Source organism: Methylibium sp. (assembly GCF_965279545.1).
In the GTDB taxonomy this organism is placed as follows: domain Bacteria; phylum Pseudomonadota; class Gammaproteobacteria; order Burkholderiales; family Burkholderiaceae_C; genus Methylibium.
The window spans coordinates 4,442,718-4,459,210 of record NZ_OZ257250.1 but is presented as its reverse complement, the minus strand read 5'-3'; the positions used below and the strand labels follow the sequence as shown (position 1 = coordinate 4,459,210).

At 69.4% G+C, this 16,493-nt stretch carries 14 protein-coding genes; 6 read left to right on the top strand and 8 right to left on the bottom strand.

The features are described 5' to 3' along the window. Positions 1-26 precede the first annotated feature (26 nt). Together ACQY9S_RS21110 and icmF are read right to left on the bottom strand one after the other, a co-directional pair. Complete coding sequence (locus ACQY9S_RS21110) at positions 27-872, bottom strand: cobalamin-binding protein (RefSeq protein WP_428422485.1); 846 nt, start codon at positions 870-872, stop codon at positions 27-29. Positions 873-1,274: 402 nt separating this feature from the next. Continuing rightward, positions 1,275-4,649 (bottom strand): fused isobutyryl-CoA mutase/GTPase IcmF, encoded by a 3,375-nt coding sequence (gene icmF / locus ACQY9S_RS21105; RefSeq protein WP_428422484.1) that lies wholly within the window; start codon positions 4,647-4,649, stop codon positions 1,275-1,277. Positions 4,650-4,807: 158 nt separating this feature from the next. On the opposite strand from icmF, the gene ACQY9S_RS21100 reads away from it, so the two are divergent. After that, on the top strand, positions 4,808-5,899 hold the full coding sequence (locus ACQY9S_RS21100) for an AraC family transcriptional regulator (RefSeq protein ID WP_428422483.1): 1,092 nt from the start codon (positions 4,808-4,810) through the stop codon (positions 5,897-5,899). On the opposite strand, the gene ACQY9S_RS21095 is transcribed toward ACQY9S_RS21100, so the two are convergent. Together ACQY9S_RS21095 and ACQY9S_RS21090 are read right to left on the bottom strand one after the other, a co-directional pair. Continuing rightward, on the bottom strand, positions 5,889-6,872 hold the full coding sequence (locus tag ACQY9S_RS21095) for an MDR family oxidoreductase (protein ID WP_428422482.1): 984 nt from the start codon (positions 6,870-6,872) through the stop codon (positions 5,889-5,891). The genes ACQY9S_RS21100 and ACQY9S_RS21095 overlap by 11 nt on opposite strands. A gap of 10 nt (positions 6,873-6,882) precedes the next feature. Further along, positions 6,883-7,734 (bottom strand): 3-hydroxybutyryl-CoA dehydrogenase, encoded by an 852-nt coding sequence (locus ACQY9S_RS21090; RefSeq protein WP_428422481.1) that lies wholly within the window; start codon positions 7,732-7,734, stop codon positions 6,883-6,885. Between the two features lie 197 nt (positions 7,735-7,931). Here ACQY9S_RS21090 and ACQY9S_RS21085 point away from each other — a divergent pair, with 197 nt between their 5' ends. Further along, the gene (locus tag ACQY9S_RS21085) at positions 7,932-8,918 is read left to right on the top strand and encodes an NADPH:quinone reductase (RefSeq protein WP_428422480.1); all 987 of its coding nucleotides are present in this window, start codon (positions 7,932-7,934) and stop codon (positions 8,916-8,918) included. Positions 8,919-8,940: 22 nt separating this feature from the next. Here the strand turns inward: ACQY9S_RS21085 and hmgA are convergent, their stop codons facing one another. Beyond that, positions 8,941-10,245 (bottom strand): homogentisate 1,2-dioxygenase, encoded by a 1,305-nt coding sequence (gene hmgA / locus ACQY9S_RS21080; RefSeq protein WP_428422479.1) that lies wholly within the window; start codon positions 10,243-10,245, stop codon positions 8,941-8,943. Between the two features lie 292 nt (positions 10,246-10,537). Here hmgA and ACQY9S_RS21075 point away from each other — a divergent pair, with 292 nt between their 5' ends. Next, positions 10,538-10,975: a DUF4148 domain-containing protein gene (locus ACQY9S_RS21075; RefSeq protein ID WP_428422478.1), complete on the top strand. Its 438-nt coding sequence runs from the start codon at positions 10,538-10,540 to the stop codon at positions 10,973-10,975. A gap of 65 nt (positions 10,976-11,040) precedes the next feature. Here ACQY9S_RS21075 and ACQY9S_RS21070 read toward each other — a convergent pair whose 3' ends face one another. After that, positions 11,041-11,646 (bottom strand): TetR/AcrR family transcriptional regulator, encoded by a 606-nt coding sequence (locus ACQY9S_RS21070; protein ID WP_428422477.1) that lies wholly within the window; start codon positions 11,644-11,646, stop codon positions 11,041-11,043. Between the two features lie 151 nt (positions 11,647-11,797). Here ACQY9S_RS21070 and ACQY9S_RS21065 point away from each other — a divergent pair, with 151 nt between their 5' ends. Beyond that, complete coding sequence (locus ACQY9S_RS21065; RefSeq protein WP_428422476.1) at positions 11,798-12,724, top strand: ketopantoate reductase family protein; 927 nt, start codon at positions 11,798-11,800, stop codon at positions 12,722-12,724. 41 nt (positions 12,725-12,765) lie between these two features. Here the strand turns inward: ACQY9S_RS21065 and ACQY9S_RS21060 are convergent, their stop codons facing one another. Next, positions 12,766-13,755 carry a virginiamycin B lyase family protein gene (locus tag ACQY9S_RS21060; protein WP_428422475.1) on the bottom strand — a complete coding sequence of 330 codons (990 nt, stop codon included), beginning with the start codon at positions 13,753-13,755 and terminating at the stop codon, positions 12,766-12,768. Between the two features lie 190 nt (positions 13,756-13,945). Here ACQY9S_RS21060 and ACQY9S_RS21055 point away from each other — a divergent pair, with 190 nt between their 5' ends. Both ACQY9S_RS21055 and ACQY9S_RS21050 read left to right on the top strand, forming a co-directional pair. Beyond that, the gene (locus ACQY9S_RS21055) at positions 13,946-14,632 is read left to right on the top strand and encodes a glutathione S-transferase family protein (protein ID WP_428422474.1); all 687 of its coding nucleotides are present in this window, start codon (positions 13,946-13,948) and stop codon (positions 14,630-14,632) included. A gap of 51 nt (positions 14,633-14,683) precedes the next feature. Further along, positions 14,684-15,397 carry an SDR family NAD(P)-dependent oxidoreductase gene (locus tag ACQY9S_RS21050; RefSeq protein WP_428422473.1) on the top strand — a complete coding sequence of 238 codons (714 nt, stop codon included), beginning with the start codon at positions 14,684-14,686 and terminating at the stop codon, positions 15,395-15,397. Between the two features lie 82 nt (positions 15,398-15,479). On the opposite strand, the gene ACQY9S_RS21045 is transcribed toward ACQY9S_RS21050, so the two are convergent. Beyond that, the gene (locus tag ACQY9S_RS21045; protein ID WP_428422472.1) at positions 15,480-16,421 is read right to left on the bottom strand and encodes a LysR family transcriptional regulator; all 942 of its coding nucleotides are present in this window, start codon (positions 16,419-16,421) and stop codon (positions 15,480-15,482) included. Positions 16,422-16,493 lie beyond the last annotated feature (72 nt).

The window sequence follows — 16,493 nt, the reverse complement described above, 5'->3', positions numbered from 1 at the left end:
TGGCATGAGCAGTCCGTTGCTCCGTCTCACGGAGCAGACCTCGTCTGCCTGCAGCGGGACGACCGAGCAGCAGCGGCCCTCGCCCACCGCGCGATGAGGGCGTGCAGCGCGTCCAGCCCGTCGGTCAGTGCCGCGGGGCCCGGCTGCAGGATCAGCGGCGACTTGATCTCGTGCAGTTCGCCGTCGCGCACCGCGGGCACCTGGTCCCAGCCGGGCCGCGCCGCCACCTTCTCGGGCCGGAACTTCTTGCCGCACCACGAGCCGATGACGATGTCGGGCGCGCGCGAGATCACCTCGCCGGGCGTCGCGAGGATGCGGTCGCGCGCGAGGGGGGCCATGGCGCGCTCGGGGAAGATGTCGTCGCCGCCGGCAATGCCGACCAGTTCGCTGACCCAGCGGATGCAGCTGATCTGCGGCTCGTCCCATTCCTCGAAGTAGACGCGCGGGCGGCATGGCAGTGCCGCAGCGGCTTGTCGCACGCGCTCGACGCGTTGCGACAGTTCGTCGGCGTACGCGTCGGCCCGGCCCACCGCGCCGACCATCGCGCCGAGCCGCCGCACATAGCCCAGGATGCCGTCGACCGAGCGGTGGTTGCTGATCCACACCTCCACGCCGCGCCGGATCAGCTCGCGGGCGATGTCGGCCTGGATGTCGGAGAAGCCGATCGCCAGGTCGGGCTTCAGCGCCATGATCGGCTCGAGCTTCGCGCTCGTGAAGGCCGAGACCTTGGGCTTCTCCTGGCGTGCGCGCGGCGGCCGCACCGTGAAGCCGGAGATGCCGACGATGCGGTGTTCTTCGCCCAGCGCGTAGAGCACCTCGGTCGGCTCCTCGGTCAGGCAGACGATGCGTTCGGGGAAGTGCGCTGCAGACATGGCATTCATTGTGGCGGGCGCTGGATCGGGGGCCGTATTGCGTTCATGTCCTCCGGCCCGGGCCTTCGACCCGGCCCTCCCCCTTTACTTCACTCCACACGGCCCCCGACCCAGCTCGAGCACCGCCGCGAATGACTCCAGACATCCGGCTCGCGCGACCCCGGTGCGCGGCGGCCAGGCTGTCGGGTGGGCGGCGCAGTGAGGTAGAGGAGGAGGGGTCGGCCGCGAGGCCGACCCGGGGGAGTGAAGCCGCGCGAGAGGCGCCGGAAGGCGCCTCTCGGCTGCTGAACGCCCGGCCGCGATACAAGCGGCCGGGCATGAACGAAGCCGCCCACCCGGCAGCTTGGCCGCCGCCGCTCGGTCCGCGCACACAGCGCAGCGCGCCAGGGGCCAGGCGGCGCCCTACATGCTGCGCCGGTACTGCCCACCCACCTCGAACAGCGCCGTGGTGATCTGCCCCAAAGAACACACCCGCACCGCATCCATCAGCACCTCGAAGACGTTGCCGTTGTCGATCACGGTCTGCTGCAGCCGCGCCAGCATCGCCGGCGCCGCGTCGGCATGGGTGCGGCGGAACTCGTGCAGGCGCTGCAGCTGCGACTGCTTCTCCTCGTCGGTGGAGCGCGCCAGCTCGATGTGGCCGGGCACCGGGTCGCCGTGCGGGTTGCGGAAGGTGTTGACGCCGACTACGGGCAACTCGCCGGTGTGCTTGAGCATCTCGTAGTGCATGCTCTCTTCCTGGATCTTGCCGCGCTGGTAGCCGGTCTCCATCGCGCCGAGCACGCCGCCGCGCTCGGAGAGCTTCTCGAACTCCGCCAGCACCGCCTCCTCCACCAGCTCGGTCAGCTCGTCGATGATGAAGGCACCCTGGTTGGGGTTCTCGTTCTTCGCCAGGCCCCACTCGCGGTTGATGACGAGCTGGATCGCCATCGCGCGGCGCACGCTCTCCTCGGTGGGCGTGGTGATCGCCTCGTCGTAGGCGTTGGTGTGCAGCGAGTTGCAGTTGTCGTAGATCGCGATCAGCGCCTGCAGCGTGGTGCGGATGTCGTTGAAGGCGATCTCCTGCGCGTGCAGGCTGCGGCCGCTGGTCTGCACGTGGTACTTCAGCTTCTGGCTGCGCTCGTTGGCGCCGTAGCGGTCGCGCATCGCCACCGCCCAGATGCGGCGCGCCACGCGGCCCATCACGGTGTACTCCGGGTCCATGCCGTTGCTGAAGAAGAAGGAGAGGTTCGGCGCGAAGTCGTCGATGTGCATGCCGCGCGCCAGGTAGGCCTCCACGAAGGTGAAGCCGTTGGAGAGCGTGAACGCGAGCTGGCTGATCGGGTTGGCCCCCGCCTCGGCGATGTGATAACCGCTGATGCTCACCGAGTAGAAGTTGCGCACGTCGTGGTGCACGAAGTACTCGGCGATGTCCCCCATCACCTTCAGGCTGAACTCGGTGCTGAAGATGCAGGTGTTCTGGCCCTGGTCTTCCTTCAGGATGTCGGCCTGCACCGTGCCGCGCACGTTGGCCAGCGCCCATTCGCGGATCTTCGCGGCCTCGGTGTCGGTCGGCTCGCGGCCGTTCTCGCACCTGAACTTCTCCAGGTTCTGGTCGATGGCGGTGTTCATGAACATCGCCAGGATGGCCGGCGCCGGGCCGTTGATCGTCATGCTCACCGAGGTGCTGGGGTGGGTGAGGTCGAAGCCCGAGTACAGCACCTTCAGGTCGTCGAGCGTCGCGATGCTGACGCCGGAGTTGCCGACCTTGCCATAGATGTCGGGCCGCAGGTCGGGGTCGTGCCCGTACAGCGTGACCGAGTCGAACGCGGTCGACAGCCGCTTGGCCGGCATGCCTTCGCTCACCAGCTTGAAGCGCCGGTTGGTGCGGAAGGCGTCGCCCTCGCCGGCGAACATGCGGGTCGGGTCCTCGCCTTCGCGCTTGAAGGCGAAGGTGCCGGCGCTGTACGGAAAGCTGCCCGGCACGTTGTCGAGCATCAGCCACTGCAGGATCTCGCCGTGGTCCTCGTAGCGCGGCAGCGCCACCTTGCGGATCTTGCTGCCCGACAGCGTGGTGTGGGTGAGCGCGGTGCGGATCTCCTTGCCCCGGATCTTCACCACGTACTCGTCGCCGGCGTAGGCCTTCTGCAGGTCCGGCCACATCGCGAGCAGCTTGCGTGCGCGCGGGTCCTGCCGCGCCTCGCGGAGCACAGCCTGCTCCTCGAGCGCGTCGCGCGCCTTGTGCTTGTCGGGAATGGCCTCGTGCAGCATGCGCGAGCTCGCGCGCAGCTGCTGGATCTCGCGCGCGAGGCGCGCCTGCTCGCGGGCATGCCGCTTGTAGCCGCGCACCGTGTCGGCAATCTCGGCCAGGTAGCGCACCCGCGCGCCCGGCACGATGGGCGTCTGGTGCGTGCTGTGGCGCGTGGCCACGGCCGGCAGCCGCCCCTCGCGCACCGGCAGGCCCAGGCCGGCGAGCCGTGCCTTCAGGGCCTGGTAGAGCGCGGTCACGCCGTCGTCGTTGAAGCGGCTGGCCATGGTGCCGAACACCGACATCTCCTCGGGCCGCTGCCTCCACGCCTCCTGGTTGCGCTGCACCTGCTTGGCCACGTCGCGCAGCGCGTCGGGCGCACCCTTGCGGTCGAACTTGTTGATCGCCACGAACTCGGCGAAGTCGAGCATGTCGATCTTTTCGAGCTGGCTGGCGGCACCGTACTCCGGCGTCATCACGTACATCGGCACGTCGACCAGCGGCACGATCGCCGCGTCGCCCTGGCCGATGCCGGAGGTCTCGACGATCACCAGGTCGAAGCCGGCCACCTTGGCCGCGGCCAGCACCTCGGGCAGCGCGGCGCTGATCTCGCTGCCGGTGTCGCGCGTGGCGAGGCTGCGCATGAAGACTCTTTGAGCCCCCACGCTTGCCCCTGTCGGGGCTGCGCTGCCCCCCGAGGGGGCTGATTGCCCTTGGGGCGGCCCGGCGGGCAATCGCGGCCCCCGGCTCCACGGCCCGATCGCGTTCATGCGGATGCGGTCGCCCAGCAGCGCGCCGCCGCTCTTGCGGCGCGACGGGTCGATGGAGATCACGGCGACGCGCAGCGCGTCGTCCTGGTCCAGCCGCAGGCGGCGGATCAGCTCGTCGGTGAGGCTGGACTTGCCGGCGCCGCCGGTGCCGGTGATGCCGAGCACCGGCACGTGGCGCTCCTGGGCCCGCGCGTGCAGCGCCTGCACCAGCGACGGATCGACCCGGCCGTTCTCCAGCGCAGTGATCAGCTGGGCCAGCGCGCGCCAGGCGGCCTCGCCATGGCCCGTGAGCGCGTCCAGCGCCGTCGGCGCATGCGGCGACAGGTCGCGGTCGCAGCGCATCACCATCTCGCCGATCATCCCCTGCAGCCCCATGCGCTGGCCGTCCTCGGGGCTGAAGATGCGCACGCCGCTGTCGGCCAGGTCGCGGATCTCGGCCGGCACGATGACGCCGCCGCCGCCGCCGAACACCTGGATGTGCTCGCCGCCGCGCGCCTTCAGCAGCTCGACCATGTACTTGAAGTACTCGACGTGGCCGCCCTGGTAGGAGCTGATCGCGATGCCCTGGGCGTCTTCCTGCAGCGCCGCGGTCACCACCTCGTCGACCGAGCGGTTGTGGCCCAGGTGGATGACCTCGGCGCCCATGCCCATCAGGATGCGCCGCATGATGTTGATCGCGGCGTCGTGGCCGTCGAACAGGCTCGCGGCGGTCACGAAACGCACCCGGTTCACCGGGCGGTACTCGGCCAGGGCCTTGAACTCGGCGGACAGGTCGGTCATCGTGGGTCTCCTTGCCGTGGCGCCCGGCGGTCGTCCGCGGGCTTCGGTCGGTCGTTGATTTTCGGCGCAGCGGCCGCCCGGCGACATGCCCCGAGCGTTCAAGCGCGGCGCGCGTTTTTGCCACCCGCGGCAGCCGCTCACTACACTGCCGGCTGCCGATGGACAAGGACACCGTCTCGATCTACTTCGTGCGCGCTGCGCTGGCGCATCTCTCACCCGATGCGCTGCCTGCGGTGCTGCGGGTGGCCGGCATCCCGGCCGAGATGCTGGCGCACCGCCAGGCGCGCGTGCCGGCCCGGGCCTTCGCGGCATTGTGGCTCGCGGTGGCCCGGCAGCTCGACGACGAGTTCTTCGGCCTCGACGCCCGCCGCATGAAAGTGGGCAGCTTCGCGCTGATGTGCCATGCGGTGCTGCACTGCGGCACGCTCGGCCGGGCCTTGCGGCAGTGCCTGCGCAGCTTCGCGATCTTCCTCGACGAGCTGCACGGCGAGCTCACCGACGACGGTGGCCAGGCCGTGATCACGCTGCACAACCGCATCGCCGACCCGGCCGACCGCCGCTTCGCCGAGGAGACCTACCTGGTGATGGTGCACGGCCTGATGTGCTGGCTGATCGGGCGGCGCATCCGGCTGTCGCACATCGCCTTCGGCCATGCGCAACCCGAGGAGGCGCGCGAGTACCGCGTGATGTACGGCGAGGACCTGGCCTTCGGTGCCGAACGCACCGCCGTGCGCTTCGACGCGGCGCTGCTGGAGGCGCCGGTCATCCAGACCGAGACCAGCCTGAAGAGCTTCCTGCGCTCTGCGCCGCAGTCGGTGTTCCTGAAGTACAAGAGCACCGACAGCTGGACGGCACGCGTGCGTCGCCGTCTGCGCCGCTGTCTCGGCGGCAACGCCGACTGGCCGACGCTGGACGACCTGGCCGGCGAGTTCCGCGTCGCGCCGTCGACGCTGCGGCGCCGGCTCGAGGCCGAGGGCGGCACCTACCAGCGCGTGAAGGACGACCTGCGGCGCGACGCGGCGATCCACCACCTGTGCCACAGCCGGCTCGGCATCGCCGAGATCGCCACGCTGCTGGGCTTCCAGGAGCCGAGCGCCTTCCACCGAGCGTTCAAGAAGTGGAGCGGCTCGCAGCCGGGCGAGTACCGCGCGCTGCGCAGCGGCCTGCAGGCAGCAGGGCAGCCCCCGGCGCGGCGACCCGCGGCGCGCCCGGCCGGGTCGGGCGCCCCGACACCGCGGCTCAGCGATTGACGTCGACCACGGTGCGCCCGCGCACCTTGCCGTCGAGCAGCGCGGTCGAATGCGCGATCACCTCGGACAGCCCGATCTCCTGCGTCATCTGCGCCAGCTGGTCGCTGCGCACATGCTGCGCCAGCAGCTCCCAGGCGAGGGCCCGCGTGGCCTCGTCGACCCGCATGCAGTTGATGCCGTACAGCGTGATGCCGCGCAGGATGAAGGGCATCACCGTGCCCGGCAGGTCGCCGCCCTGGGCCAGGCCGCAGGCGGTCACCGCGCCGTGCCACTGCGTCTGCGCGCAGGCATTGACCAGCGTGTGGCTGCCCACCGTGTCGACCACACCGGCCCAGCGCTCGCTCTGCAGCGGCTTGCCGGGCGCCGAGAGTTCCGCCCGGTCGAGGATCGCCGCGGCGCCGAGGAAGCGCAGGTACTCTGCCTCCGCCGGCCGCCCCGTCGAGGCAACGACACGAAAGCCCAGCCCGGCCAGCAGCGCCACCGCCACCGAGCCCACGCCGCCCGCCGCGCCCGTGACCAGCACCTCGTCGGTGCCCGGCTCGAGCCCGTGGCGCTGCAGCGCGATGACGCACAGCGCCGCGGTGTAGCCGGCCGTCGCGATCGCCATCGCCTCGCGCGTCGTGAAGGCCTGCGGCAGCCGCAGCAGGCCTTCCGGCGCCAGACGGGCCTTCTGCGCCAGCCCGCCCCATGCGGTCTCGCCCAGGCCCCAGCCGTTGACGACGACCCGCTCGCCCGGCTGCCAGGCCGGGTCGCTGCTGTGCTCGACCACGCCCGCCAGGTCGATGCCCGGCACCAGCGGCCAGCGCTGGACGATCGCGCCGCGCCCGGTGATCGCGAGCGCGTCCTTGAAGTTCAGGCTGGAGTATTCGACGCGGACCGTGACCTCGCCGGGCGGCAGCTGCGACTCGTCCAGCGCCACCAGCTCGGCGTGGGTGCGCCGGTCGACCTGCGTCAGCATCAGGGCGCGGAACATGGCGGCTGCCTCAGCCGTAGACGTGGAAGCCGCGGCCGCTCTTGCGGCCCAGGCGGCCCGCGGCGACCATCTCCTTCAGCAGCGGCGCGGGCCGGTACTTGGGATCGTTGAAGCCGTCGTAGAACACCTGCATGACCGCGAGCAAGGTGTCGAGCCCGACCAGATCGGCCAGCGCGAGCGGCCCGATCGGCTGGTTGCAGCCGAGCTGCATGCCGGTGTCGATGTCCTCGGCGCTCGCCAGCCCTTCCTGCAGGACGAAGATCGCCTCGTTGATCATCGGGCACAGGATGCGGTTGACGGCGAAGCCCGGGCTGTTGCGGACCGCGATCGGCTGCTTGCCGATGTCGCGGCACAGCGACTGCACCAGCGCCAGCGTCGCGTCGCTGGTCTGCAGCCCGCGGATGATCTCCACCAGCGCCATCAGCGGCACCGGGTTGAAGAAGTGCATGCCGATGAAGCGCTCCGGCCGCGACACCACCGCGGCCAGCTGCGTGATCGAAATCGACGAGGTGTTGGTCGCGATCACCGTCTCGGGCGTGACGATGGCGTCGATCTGCCGCAGGATGCGCAGCTTCAGGTCCAGGTTCTCGGTCGCGGCTTCGATCACCACGGCGGCACCCGACAGGTCTTCGTAGGCGGTCGTGCCCTGAACGCGCGCCACGGCGGCGTCCTTGTCGGCGGCGCCGAGCTTGTCCTTCTTCACGAGCCGGTCGAGGCTGACCGACAGCGCGGCCAAGCCCTTGGCGAGCGCCGCATCCGACACGTCGACCATCGTGACGGGCAGGCCCGCCACCGCACACACCTGCGCGATGCCGTTGCCCATGGTGCCGGCGCCGATGACGCCGATTCGTTGACCGCTCATTACAGAACTCCTTCGATGTGCACCCCGTCACTGTAGGCCCTGAGGGCCGGCGAACCGATGCCCGGACGCGTCGCAGGGGCTGGCGGGTTTTGCCACTGCGCAAGCGCCTCGTGTCAGGCACCATCGGCCAGTCCGATGCGGGCGTGCCGACCCGGCCGCCGCATCGCCACTGCCCACCTTCACCCCCTGCAAAGACCATGCGCGCTGCCTTCTACGACCGCACCGGACCCGCCCGGGACGTGCTGCAACTCGGCACCCTGCCCGACCCCGTGCCCGGCCCGGGCGAGCTGCGCGTGAAGCTGCAGTGGTCGGGCGTGAACCCCTCGGACGTGAAGTCCCGCGGCGGCCTGCGCAGCCCGGTCATGCCCTTCCCCCGTGTCACGCCGCACAGCGACGGCATGGGCGTCGTCGATGCCGTCGGCCCCGGCGTGAGCGCGGCGCGCCTGGGTGAGCGGGTGTGGCTGTGGAACGCCGCCTGGGCCCGGCCTTTCGGCACGGCCGCGCAGTACATCGCGCTGCCCGAGCGCCAGGCCGTGCCCTTGCCGGCCGGCGTGCCCGGCGAGGCCGGCGCCTGCTTCGGCATCCCCGCGCTGACGGCGCTGCACGCGCTGCGGGTCGACGGCGGCGTCGAGGGCAAGACGGTGCTGATCGCCGGCGGCGCGGGGGCCGTCGGCCACTACGCGGTGCAGTTCGCGCGCCGACTCGGTGCGAAGCACATCGTCGCCACGGTCAGCAGCGCGCAGAAGGCCGAACTGGTGCGCGCGGCCGGCGCCGACACGGTGATCGACTACAAGACCGAGAACGTGGCCGAGCGCGTGCGCCAGGCCACCGGCGGCCGCGGCGTGGACCGCGTGATCGAGGTCGATGTCGTCGCGAATGCGGCGCTGAACATGGAGGTCGTGCGCCCCGGCGGCGAGTGGGTCGTCTACGGCAGCGGCGCGGCGCAGTTCACGCTGCCGTTCTTCGCGCTCGCGGCGCGCAGCCCGCGCATCCGGCTCTTCATCGTCTACCTGCTCGACGATGCGGACCGGCAGCGCGCGATCGAGACGCTCGATGGTTTCCTGGCGCGCGGCGACCTGGTGCACCACATCGCCGAGCGCCTGCCGCTCGATCGCATCGTCGAGGCGCACGAACTCGTCGAGCAAGGCCGCAGCGTCGGCAACATCGTGCTCTCGATCGGGTGAAGCCGCAAGCGCTCCGGGGCCGTCAGCGGCGGCCGGGATCGAAGTGCTTCTTCAGACCCTGCCAGCAGCGCTGGTAGTCCGGCTGCCGTTCGGGCGAGTTCAGCGCGTGTGCGGTCGGGCGCCACACCTGGCGCGCCTCGAACATGAAGGCCATCGTGTCGCGGATCACGTCGGGCTTCGACAGGTCGGCCCGGCTCGCCCGCTCGAAGGTCTCGGCATCGGGGCCGTGGCCGGTCATGCAGTTGTGCAGGCTGGCACCACCGGGAACGAACCCCTCGGCCTTGGCGTCGTAGACGCCGTGGATCAGCCCCATGAACTCGCTGGCGACGTTGCGGTGGAACCAGGGCGGGCGGAAGGTGTCCTGCATGGCCAGGATGCGCGGCGGGAACACCACGAAGTCGATGTTGCTGGTGCCCGGCGTGTCGGAGGCCGAATGCAGCACCAGGAAGATCGACGGGTCGGGGTGGTCGTGGCTGATCGAGCCGATGGCGTTGAAGCGGCGCAGGTCGTACTTGTACGGCGCACAGTTGCCGTGCCAGGCGACCACGTCGATCGGTGAATGGTCCATCGCCGCGGACCACAGGTGGCCCATGAACTTGGCAAGGAGTTCGTGCGGGCCGTCGACGTCTTCGTAGGCCGCCACCGGGGTCAGGAAGTCGCGCGCATGGGCCAGGCCGTTGGAGCCGATCGGGCCGAGGTCGGGCAGGCGCAACGGGGCGCCGTAGTTCTCGCACACGTAGCCGCGACCTTCGCCGTCCGGCAGCTCGACGCGAAAACGCAGGCCGCGCGGGATGACGACGATCTCCTGCGGCTCGGCGTCGATGACACCGAGCTCGGTGACGAAGCGGTGGCGGCCGTGCTGCGGCACGATGAGCAGCTCGCCGTCGGCGTCGTAGAAGCTGCGGTGCTGCATCGAACGGTTGGCGGCATACAGGTGCACGGCGGCGCCGGCCTGCAGCTGCGGCGCGCCGTGGCCGGCCATCGTCACCAGGCCTTCGACGAAGTCGGTCGGCAGGTCCGGCAGCGGCAGCGGGTTCCAGCGCAGCGGGTCGGGCGGTGTGACCGGCACGCTGAAATCGCTGACGATGCGGCCGTCGGCCGCGCGCTCGAAGGGCCGGTGCATCGCCGACGGGCGGATGCGGTAGAGCCAGGAGCGCCGGTTGTCGGCGCGCGGCGCGGTGAAGGCGGTGCCGCTCAGTTGCTCGGCGTACAGGCCATAGGGGCAACGCTGGGGCGAGTTGCGACCCTCGGGCAGCGCACCGGGCAGCGCCTCGGTGGCGAATTCGTTGCCGAAGCCGCTCTGGTAGTGCAAGGGCGCTGTGCTCATCGGGGTCTGCCCCACGCAAGGGTCGAATCCAGCTCGGGGCCGGCATCGGTGCAAAGCTTCATGCGCTGGCTGCGCTTGGCAACACCGGCACCGATTGTCGATGAAAACCCGAGACCGGCCGCTCGACGAGGCCGGCCATCGCACCGAGAGCCCTCGAAGGCCTGGCGTCGGCCGCGGGACTCCGGACGTTCGGAATTTCCGGTGCCTCGCACCGGTACTGCACATCAAGGCCGACGTGCCGAGTCCCACGCCACGCTTCGGATCGATGCCGACCCCATGCACGCTCCGGACCGTGGAAACCTTCACCGCCCCCTCACCTCCGAAAGCCGCCACCATGAAGCTCACACGCATCACCAGCATGCTCTTTCTTTTCGCAGCGCTTGGCACGACTGCACACGCGCAGGCCGGCAAGTCGCGCGAACAGGTCAAGGCCGAACTGGCCGAGGCCATTCGAACCGGGGACATCATCTCCAGCGAAAGCGGCCTGACGCTCAGGGAACAGTACCCGGCGAACTATCCCAACCGTCCGGCGGCGACGGGCCTGACCCGTGCCCAGGTGAAGGCCGAACTGGCCGAGGCCATTCGCAATGGCGACATCGTCAGTGGCGACAGCAGCCTGAAGCTCAATCAGCTGTCCCCCGAGCGCTACGTGAAGCCGCGCGCGCCGGACGCGGACACAGCACGGCAGGCCGCCGCGGCGGCTTCGGCCCCCGGCACCGCGACGCGCTGACGCGTCGGCCGAGCCCGCCGTCGCCTTCGCGGGGCGATCGCCACCGGAATCACCCGAGGGCGCCGCTAGCGACGGGCCGACGGCGCAGGGATCGACAGAGCGCCGAGCGCCACCGCGACGACCGTCTCCAACACCCGTCGCTCGGGACGCGTCTTCGCCAGGACGTTGAGGCCCTGGACGGTGCACACCAGGAAAGTCGCGGCCTGAGCCGCCGGCACGGCGCGCACCAATTCGCCGCTGCGATGGGCCCGCTCGATGGCCCCGGCAAAGGAGGCTTCGAGCCGCGCGAAGTGAAGCCGGTAACTCTCGGCAATCTCGGCGTCGCGCAGGCTGAACTCGACGACGGAGTTGGTGACGAGGCAACCCCATTTGCGCTTGCCATGGACCATGCCGTCGATCAGGGTGGAGAAGTAGTCGTGGATGCCGTCGAGGCCGGAAGGATTGCCGCTCAGGCGCTCTATCGCGCGATGGGACACGACGCGCATGTAGCGCTGCAGTGCCTGGACGAACAAGCCCCGCTTGTCGCCGAATGCGGCGTAGAGGCTGCCGGAGTTCAGGCCCGTGGCACGGCAGAGCTGCTGCACCGCCGTGGCATCGAAGCCTTGCGCCCAGAACACGTCGATGGCCCGATCGAGCACCTCGTCGGTGTCGAATTCTCGAAGTCTTCCCATGGTGAAATTGTAGATTGCTTGTTCACGTTATTGGGCAGGCAACGATGCCAACGATATGACCATGCCGGATACAAGCCTATGAATTCCCCGCGCTGCAATGGTTCGAGCAGGCCTCTATATTTGTTGATTGTCTGATCAACAAATGAACAACATGAAGATTGCAGTCATGGGCACGGGCGGCGTGGGCGGCTATTTCGGCGCCCGGTTGGCCCAGAGCGGTTGCGACGTGACTTTCATTGCCCGGGGTGCCCACCTCGCAGCCATTCGGGCCCACGGCCTGAAAGTCACCAGTCCGCTGGGTGACGTGCACCTGGCAGACACGCGGGCCACTGACGATCCACGCGAGATCGGTCCCGTCGATGTGGTCCTGTTCGCAGTGAAGCTCTGGGATACGGAATCCGCAGTGCAGGCGATCCGGCCGCTGGTCGGTGACGACACGGCGGTGATTTCGCTCCAGAACGGTGTCGTCAAGGATGACATGCTGATGGCCGCGCTCGGCGAGCACGCAGTCGTGGGCGGCGTCTGCTACATCGCGGCCTCGATTGCCGAGCCCGGCGTCATCGCACACTCGGGCACGCTGCAAAAGCTCGTCATCGGCGAGTACGGCGGCAGTCCGTCCAAGCGCGTCCAGCGCTTCCACGACGCCTGCCGGCGCGCCGGAATCGACACCGAGATCAGCGTCGACATCGGCAGGACGATCTGGGAGAAGTTCGTCTTCCTGGTGGGAATGTCGGCGGCGACCTCCTCCACCCGCTGCCCGATCGGGCAGGTGCGGTCCGATCCGCACGCTCGCCGCTTGCTGGCAAATCTCCTGCAGGAAGTCGTGGATGTCGGAGCCGCGCTGGGAATACAGCTCGATCGAGACTTCGCCGAGACCAGGCTGCGCCTGTGCGACCAGTTGCCAGCCGACATGACCTCGTCCATGCACCGCGATCTGGAACGCGGCAACCGCCTGGAGGTGCAGTGGCTGAGCGGCGACGTGAGCCGGCGAGGCAGGAGCGTGGGCATACCGACGCCATTCAACACGGCGGTCCACGACATCCTGGCGATTCACGCGGCGGGCGCGAAAGCGGCCTGAAAGAATCGCCGCTCGATGAGCCGGACGCCGCGGCAAGCGGTTCAGGAAGTTCGTATCACCGAGACATGCTCCGTACCGCTCTCCGGCAACCACACCTCGCCCGCATGGCCGAGCATTTGTCGAACGCCGGCCGCCTCGCGCGCGAAGGCGAAACGCTCGAAGCGCTCGCTGTCCGGGTCGAAGCGGAATACCGCATTGCCGCCAAAGTCGCTGACCCAGACCTTGTCGCGCTCGTCGACGTAGACGGCATAGGGGCGCGGACTGCCGCCGGGCAGCCGCCAGGCGCGCCATGAGCCATGGGCCGGGTCGTGTCTCGACAGGTTGCCGCTGAGCCATTCGCTGACCCACAGGCGACCGCGGCTGTCGCTCCACACGCGGCGCGCACCCTGGTTTCTCGTGGGGGGCTCGACGATCGTCGAGTCGCCGGTGCGCCGGTCGATGCGCGCGATGAACGAGCCGGCCAGCGAACACCACCACACGTCGCCCCGCGGCGTGGTGCAGATCCCGTAGGGCCCGCGCCCTCGCGGCGCGCCCCTGACCGTGACGGTCGCGCTCTTCACCACGAGCTTGCCGATGACGCCGCTCTGTCCGGTGAACCACAAATTGCCGTCGGCATCGAAGGTCGCGGTATTGAGGTTTGCAGGGGGGGCGCCGGCTGGCAGTGCGAAGAATCGCATGGTGCGATCGGGCCAACTCACGCGGACGATCGCTCCCAGGCCGCCGTCGGTGATCCAGGCCGCCTTGTCCGGCCCCTGGATCACGCCGTGCGGCGCAGACCCGGCGCCGAGCGCGATGAGTTCGCTGCGGCCGGTGCCCGGGTCGAACCATCCCAGGTGTCCGCTTCGCTGCGCGGTGAACCAGACACCACCGTCGGGCGCCGGGGCCACGTCATGGATACCGGTAGGCTGCGACGTGCCGAGCGGCCACGACTGCATCGATGCCGCCCATGCGGCCGACGGCACCAGAGCCGGACCGGAGAACACGGCAGCGGCCAGAACGCCGCAGGACTGCCGCCGCGTGATCGATTGCATGCGTTCAGCTTAGAGCGTCGTGGCCGCGTCGAATCCCGGCGCACCGTAAACCTCATGGCGGCGAGGGGAATGTCCGATGGCGCAGAGGCCGCGGAACCGAGCGCGCAGCAGGGTTACGACGGGCGACCTCTGCAGCGAAGCTGCTGCCACCACAGAATCGCTGCGCCCCCCGTCATCGAAAGGATCTGGCGTGATCAAGTTCTACTACCACCCCTCCCCGAACCCTGCCAAGGTCGCGCTCTACCTCGAAGAAGCCGGCCTGCCCTACGAGCTGGTACCGGTCGACACGCGCAAGGGCGAACAGCACGCCCCTGGCTACACCGCGATCAATCCGAACGCCAAGACGCCCGCGCTGGTGGATGGCGACAGCACGGTCTTCGACAGCAACGCGATTCTTCTCTACCTGGCGGAAAAGACGGGCCTGTTCCTGCCCGACAACACGGCCGCGCAACGCGCGCAGATGCACTCCTGGCTGATGTTCGTGGCCAGCGGTATCGGACCGTACTCCGGACAATGCGTGCACTTCAAGCACTACGCACCGGAGCCCGATACGTATGCAGTGAATCGCTACGACTTCGAGGCATGGCGCCACTGGGGCATCGTCGATGCCCGGCTCGCCAAGCATCGCCACATGCTGGGTGATGCGTACACGCTGGTGGACATGGCCGTCTGGGGCTGGGCGCGCGCGGTGCCCTTCGTTCTGGGCGCCAACGCATGGGACAAGCTGCCCCATGTCAAGCGGCTGCTGGACGAGATCAATGCCCGCCCCGCGGCCCAGCGCGTCGAAGCGCTGAAGACGCGCCACGCGTTCAAGACCGAGATGGACGAGAGCGCGCGCACGGCACTGTTCCCGCAGAACCTGCGCATCGGTTCCTGACCCGCAAGAGAGTCGCCGATGATCGACCTCCACGACCGGAGCACCCCGAACATGGACATCCCCTACCGCAGAGCATTGATCGTCGGTGCCGGCAACGGCCTGGGCTCGAGCCTGGCACGCGTCTTCGCGCGTGAAGCTGGCCTGCAGGTGGTCCTGGCGGCACGTCACCCCGACAAGCTGAGGCCGGTTTGCGAAGAGCTGGGGGCCACCGCCCTGCGCTGCGACGCGACGGACGCGGCCGAGGTGGCGGCATTGTTCGAGCAGGCCACCGAGAAGCTTGCCGGTGCGCCGGATGTCGTCGTGTACAACGCCAGCCAGCGGGTGCGCGGCCCGCTCGTCGAAGTGGACGCAGGTGCCGTGGCGCAAGCAGTGGCGGTCACGGCGTACGGAGCCTTCCTGGTCGCGCAACAGGCGGCGCGCCGCATGCTGCCCGCGCGCCAAGGCGCCCTGCTGTTCACCGGCGCCTCCGCCGGCGTGAAAGGCTATCCGCAGTCGGCTGCCTTCGCGATGGGCAAGTTCGCCCTGAGGGGTCTGGCACAGAGTCTGGCCCGCGAACTCGCCCCGCAGGGCATCCACGTCGGCCACGTGATCGTGGACGGCATCATCCGGCAGCCCCCGATTGCACCAGCTGCTGCACTTTCCGATGACCGCGATGACCAGCTCGATCCGCAGGCCATCGCAATGACCTATCTGCACCTTCTGGCTCAACCGAGAAGCGCCTGGAGCTGGGAGGTCGAAGTCAGGCCCTGGGTGGAGCGCTTCTGAGCTCGGCCGGCCTTCGACGCATTTCGACGGACAGGGCGGAGAGCTGCCCGCAGGCGTGATCCTGCGCCCGAGTCGGAACCCTTCACGTGGTGTCGGCACGCCGACCCGTCGGGCCGCGGTCGAGCGCTTCGGCCAGGCCCTTGGCGACGTGCTCGCCGAAAGCGCGAACCTTGGCCGAATGCCGGAGCTGCAGCGGACTCACCAGGTGCACCGGCAGCGGCCGAAGGGGCCATCCGGTCATCAGGCGCCGCACGTCGCCGCTGGCCAGTTCCTTGTCGAACAGCCAGGTCGGTGAGTAGCACACGCCCATGTCCGACAGCACGGCCGCACGGACCACCTCCGAGCTGTTGCTCTGCAGATTCCCCTTCACGCGCACCGTCGCACTCGCGCCGCCGGGCCCATCGAACTGCCAGGCGTCACGCACGGCCAGTTCGGTGTAGACGATGCAGTTGTGATGCGCCAGATCGGCCGGCGAGCGCAGCGTGCGCAGCGCCCTCGGCAGGCCTTCCACGTAGCGCCGGCTGGCCATCAGTGCGCGGTGCGTCGTGCCGATGCGCCGTGCCACGAGGCTGCTGTCGGCCAGCTCCCCGATGCGCACCGCGACATCGATGCCTCGCTCCACCAGGTCGATGAATCCGTCGTCGAGCCGCAGGTCGATGCGCACGTCCGGATGCGCCGCGAGAAAACTCTTCACCTGCGGCATCAAGGCCGTGCGCCCGTAGCCCACCGATGCGGCAACGCGCAGCAAGCCGCTGAGCTGCTGTTCGCCGCGCCGGACCACGGCTTCGGCTTCGCTCACCTCGGCCACCAGGCGGCGCGCTTCTTCGAGGTAGCGCTGGCCGGCTTCGGTCAGCGCGAGATGGCGCGTGCTGCGGGTGAGCAATGAAGCGCCGAGATGCCTCTCCAGCGCAGCAACCTGCTTGCTGATCGCGCTTTGCGTGCTGCCCAGTTCACGGGCCACCGCCGAGAAGCTGCCGGCGTCGGCCACACGCACGAAGGTCTGCATTGCGAGGAAACGGTCCATGACGGTTCGATTGATTCCACTCGGGAATTTATGTTAGGCCGAAGTCCCCCCTACCGGAGCCAAGTGGAATCA